Origin of the sequence: Bartonella sp. AU18XJBT, from assembly GCF_028618595.1 — a bacterium.
Lineage (GTDB): Bacteria > Pseudomonadota > Alphaproteobacteria > Rhizobiales > Rhizobiaceae > Bartonella.
Genome location: NZ_JAQITE010000068.1, coordinates 1 through 4,894, shown reverse-complemented (window position 1 = coordinate 4,894; position 4,894 = coordinate 1). Strand labels below are relative to the sequence as shown.

The window sequence follows — 4,894 nt, the reverse complement described above, 5'->3', positions numbered from 1 at the left end:
CCAGTTGTGTTAAGGTTGATGCTTCGCAAAGTATTTTATAAAAAGCAGGAACATCTTTCCAATCCATTGCAGGTAAATTTTGTGTTTTATGGCGTTGTTTTCCTAAGAGAGCTTGTGCTTTTGTTACAGAGTGTAAAGATGATAGCGTACACAGTGGGGGGCTGGCTATTATTATTCACGGGCCGTTGTTGTGAAATGGGCTTGGGTGCTTTAAGAGATGTTTTTTAAGAAAGCCCGTGAATGGCAACCCAAGTATATTCCGTTTGGGATATTTTGTTTTACGTGAGGGGGCGTGAGCGCAAAAAGGCACGTGATAAAAAAAGCATGAGGGAATAGGTGATCTCCCTTATTTCAAAGCCATTGCTTTAGATGTCTTTGAAAGGCGTAAAGCTGAATTAAAAGGAAATGGCAAAGATGAAAATTGGTTTCTACTTTAAAATTTCCATATTCTTTCCCAATTAAGCTGTCTCCCTGTTTTAAGAGATTATACAAACAGAGATGCGCAATATTATTGTCTCCATTTGGCATATAAAAGCTATAACAGCTGAGAGAAATACTAAACTGTCTTAACATTCGTTTCAAACATACTGCTGCATTAGGTTTGGATGTTGATTTATAGAAAACACCAAAAGCACACGCTTTCTTAGGAAACAATGTTATAAAACACAAAACTTTTCAGCAATAGATTGGAGAGAAGTACCGGTTTTTTATCAGACACTTTGCGAAACAACAAGCATAACACAATTAACTTCACGTCTACTTATCCTTACAGGTGTTTGCACAAATTCTTTGCGTCATATCTATAAAGATAAAATTGACGATAATACATGGACAATTCGGCGCTCGAGAATATGAAAGGTTTATGTGATACTATAGAAAATTCCGTGTCCTTTTATCATCAGAAGCAATAAAAATGCTAGAACAAACGCGTTTGCTATTTTTCAATATTTCTTTTTACTGCAATCAGTTATGTTTTTTTTCAGAAAATTGTATGGTTCAACATGAAATGTGTAAGACAGCCATTTTGATTGATTGAATATAAGAGGGCTTGAGATGAAGGAATGTTTGAGGAGAGCATTAAACAAGCGAAAGATAAATTATCATTATAAATTAAGAGATTATTTTTATAGTGTAGATGATTAGCTTCAATTTAATAAACCAATTTCACGCATTTTCATTAAAATGGTGTGATTAATTTTACCGGTTACAGGAAGATCAAACATTTTTTGAAACTGTTTTAAGGCTTCTATCGTCTGTTGATCTTCTATTCCTGTGACAATAACCTCCTCATTCCCAAAAATATGTAAAGCTTTTTGCACTTGTATAATATCTTCGACAGAAGGTTCTAAAATAGCTTCTTTTAAGTATGTCATATTTTTTGTATTGTTTATTTCTCTTTCGCTCTGTTTAATTAATATCGCAATTTCATCTGTTGCGGGATTAGATAGAACATTTTTTTGCATTCTCTGAGCAGTTTGTTGTTTCCATAAAGTGATGGCTCGGCGTGTTTTAGGTCCTTCCAGTCCATCTAAAGGTCCATCATAAAGTCCTAATTTTGCTAGTTCTTTTTGCTTTTCCAGCATGCTTGTTGATTGGGGGGGTAAAGGTGAATTTGTGTGGTTATGACTTTGAGAATGTACAGAAATTACACGGGTGAGTTCTTGTGATTTTTCTTCTTTTTCCGATAAAGTAGAGCTCTTACCTATACTTTGAACAGAGGAAAATTTCATTTGAGTTAAAATATTTTGATGCGTTGTCATTTGTGAAAATAAAGCATTAAATGAAATAAATAAAAAACTAATGCTAAAAAGAAGAGATCCAACAAAAAATAAAGTATTTTTTCGTGTATAGAAATAAAGAGTTTTTGCACTCCAAAAAACAAAATGAAAAATTATAAGAATAAGTGTTATAACAATACTACTATAGTATTTACGGTGTTTTACAGTTTTTTTTCGGGATTTCTTTCGTTTTGTTGTCATTACTTTTATTTTCAGTTGCCTTTATTCTTTACAAAGAAATGAATATGAATTAGTTCTTACTTTCAGTCAGAGAGAAGTGCATTAACATTATTTTTTTCCTTTCAAAATCCTAAAATGAGCAGCTTCATTATATCAATTTATAAGTTGATAAATCAACAAGAGTTCTTATCAATTTTTATTCATTTCATTTTTTACAAATCTTTAATATGTACAGAGAGATCACCAAATGATTAGCATTCAAGATCATTTTGGTGTTTGCAAACTATATTATCACATATAATTATCTAAACAATAATGCCACGTTATTCTTCATTTTGGAGCATATGTTTGCCTATTGTGTAAAATAAAATTGAAAATATTTGCCTATAACGCTAAAAGGACGGCAATCACTATCTATTCTTTATAATTTACATATAAATGGTTACTTATCCATAAACGATTTGGTAAGAATAATTATCTCTTAATATGATTATATTTTGGTATAAATTCCTTCTATTCGATAATTTTATAAGTATCAATTAAATTGATGTTTACAATGTTATAGAAAAAACTGGCTTGAGATGTAATCATAAGAGATGCTGATCATTTCCATAACATTCCAGTAAAAATTTTATAGATAATATAAATATTTTATCGACACTAGAGCTAGAATAACAGAGTTTTACTCTTTTTAGCCTTTTCAACTAAGCTTAGAATGATGAATTATTATTTAAAAGAAATATGTCACAATATGGGAAATAAATTGAACTATACGCTTAATCCTCATCCTATCGCTACGTTTTTTTTGTGGAGAGAAGGCAAATGTGCGTTGTACATTTTCTAACCCTTATGCACAATCGTGATTGTATTTCGTATTTTTATCATAGTATGTTCATTAATATGATCAGCCTATGGGTGTATAATTTGGATGTGATTTTAGCGAATAGACAATGTATATTTTATACAGCGGCATTGTGCCATATTTATAAAAGAGCCAATGATATAGATCTAATAAATAAATACTCAATTTTATAAAAAGCCCATTTTATAAATTTTTTATAAAGAAACAGTTTATAAAATGCTTCTTTTATTGTATTTACCACTACGGTACATTGATTGCCCATGATACGTTTTTTAATCAAATTATCATTTTTTTTATTTTTTATTTTTGTCATTATTTCATTTTTTGTAACAAATCCAAGCGGTAACCATTTTTCTAGTCCCAAAAATAATGAGACAATAACGAGCGATGTGATTACTGCTTTTAAGGAAGCTTTAAATGACTTAGGAGCATTTTGTGACCGTAATATAGAAACCTGCAAAGTAGGAAAATCCTTTTTAAGTTCACTTGGCGAACGCGCATATTACGGTGCAAGAGCAGCTTATGAATATCTAGGGAATATATTAGGGAACAAAAAATAATATCAGGGACTTCCCCTAATGTTTCTTGCAAAATCGAAAGACAAGAGTTCTTAAAAAAAACATACAATGTTATCTTGAAATAAGGATTTTTAACGTTTTTCGCGTTATTTATGTGAGGAAAAATAAATATTTATTTTTATAAGTGTATTTAAGAATGATTACTTCAAACGAAACAGGACTAAAATAATGGCGGAAACAATCGGTAATATTATAGAGAATTTTTCGCTTTTGGATAATTGGGAAGATCGTTATCGTTATGTCATTGAGCTTGGCCATGAATTGCCACCTTTTCCGGAAAGCGCTCGAAACGATGCTCACAAAGTTCCTGGTTGTGTTAGCCAAGTGTGGCTTTTATCTTCACGTAATAACTCAGAAGATCCAATATTGACGTTTCAAGGTGATTCCGATGCTCATATTGTACGTGGGCTCATTTATATACTTCTTGCTTTTTATTCAGGCAAAAAAGCTTCTGAAATTCGCAATTCCGATGCTCAAGAGCTCTTTGAAAAACTTGGTTTAAATGAAAATCTTACACCACAACGATCAAATGGTCTAAAATCAATGATTAAACGGATTCGTAACGAAAGCTACATATAATCCCCTTTGTGGAAATTGCTACATATACAAAAGCTTCACACAAAACATGTACACTAAAATCAACTTTATACACGAAACCATTTTTTCGTAAAAGTAAGACTATTTAGTTTTTTTCCGTTTACTTTTGCGTCCGAGCCCCATTTCTTTGGCCAAAGCCGATCGTGTTTTTGCATAATTAGGCGCCACCATAGGATAAGAACTATCTAACTGCCATTTTTCACGATATTCCTCTGGTAACATTCCATAATGTGTCATGAGATGACGTTTTAGAGATTTAAACTTCTTTCCATCTTCAAGGCAAATGAGATAATCAGGAAATACTGAACGCTTTGGATTAACAGCAGGCCTTTGTTTTTCAACTTCGACTTCTGTTAACTCCAGATTTCCTGCTTTACGAAAAGCAGCATGGACATCAGCAATTAAACTTGGCACTTCAGTCGGTCGAATAGAATTATTACTCACGTAGGCAGCAACAATATCAGCAACCAATGTAATAACTAAATTGCTTTCAGTCTCTAAGACTGCACGATGTTCCATTCTTGTTTCCTTTAATTTAAATATTGAGTAATTCAAAATCGAGATATAGTGCATATACTCATGATATAAAGATCTCATGCACATGAGTTTCATATTGTACAAAAATCTTTTTTGTCAATTCAATTATTCTATAAAATTGCCAAAACACAAAAAAATCAAATAAATACCCATTTTTTGTCATAATATACAATAAGAAAAATGAAATTATTACATGCTAAAATATATTTTTATCCTATAACATATCATACATAATATATAATACATCACAAATATAAAAAAATATAGGGTAAAATTTATTTGTTTTTTTGAGAACGTAAAAATAAAATTACTAATTATAAAAATATAATATATAAATTATTATTTTTTATTTTTAATACTTA

The 4,894-nt window shown here is 30.9% G+C and carries 5 protein-coding genes; 3 read left to right on the top strand and 2 right to left on the bottom strand.

Going from position 1 to position 4,894, the window contains the following annotated elements:
- On the top strand, positions 1-228 hold a 228-nt coding region (locus PVV60_RS09505; protein ID WP_273724547.1), incomplete at its 5' end, for a hypothetical protein.
- 917 nt (positions 229-1,145) lie between these two features.
- Here PVV60_RS09505 and PVV60_RS09500 read toward each other — a convergent pair.
- Positions 1,146-1,979, bottom strand: a complete 834-nt coding sequence (locus PVV60_RS09500; RefSeq protein ID WP_273724546.1) for a peptidoglycan-binding domain-containing protein — start codon at positions 1,977-1,979, stop codon at positions 1,146-1,148.
- A gap of 1,101 nt (positions 1,980-3,080) precedes the next feature.
- On the opposite strand from PVV60_RS09500, the gene PVV60_RS09495 reads away from it, so the two are divergent.
- Positions 3,081-3,380, top strand: coding sequence for a DUF5330 domain-containing protein (locus PVV60_RS09495; RefSeq protein WP_273724545.1), 300 nt, complete (start codon positions 3,081-3,083; stop codon positions 3,378-3,380).
- A gap of 186 nt (positions 3,381-3,566) precedes the next feature.
- A complete protein-coding gene (locus PVV60_RS09490; protein ID WP_273724544.1) occupies positions 3,567-3,977 on the top strand; it encodes a SufE family protein in 411 nt (136 codons plus the stop codon).
- Positions 3,978-4,076: 99 nt separating this feature from the next.
- On the opposite strand, the gene PVV60_RS09485 is transcribed toward PVV60_RS09490, so the two are convergent.
- Positions 4,077-4,514, bottom strand: a complete 438-nt coding sequence (locus tag PVV60_RS09485) for a MucR family transcriptional regulator (protein ID WP_012754848.1) — start codon at positions 4,512-4,514, stop codon at positions 4,077-4,079.
- Positions 4,515-4,894: the final 380 nt, after the last annotated feature.

Bases quoted from the DNA above. Each gene is read 5' to 3' on its own strand.
- PVV60_RS09495 (WP_273724545.1), top strand. From the start codon at position 3,081: ATGATACGTTTTTTAATCAAATTATCATTTTTTTTATTTTTTATTTTT.
- PVV60_RS09485 (WP_012754848.1), bottom strand. From the start codon at position 4,514: ATGGAACATCGTGCAGTCTTAGAGACTGAAAGCAATTTAGTTATTACA.
- PVV60_RS09490 (WP_273724544.1), top strand. From the start codon at position 3,567: ATGGCGGAAACAATCGGTAATATTATAGAGAATTTTTCGCTTTTGGAT.
- PVV60_RS09500 (WP_273724546.1), bottom strand. From the start codon at position 1,979: ATGACAACAAAACGAAAGAAATCCCGAAAAAAAACTGTAAAACACCGT.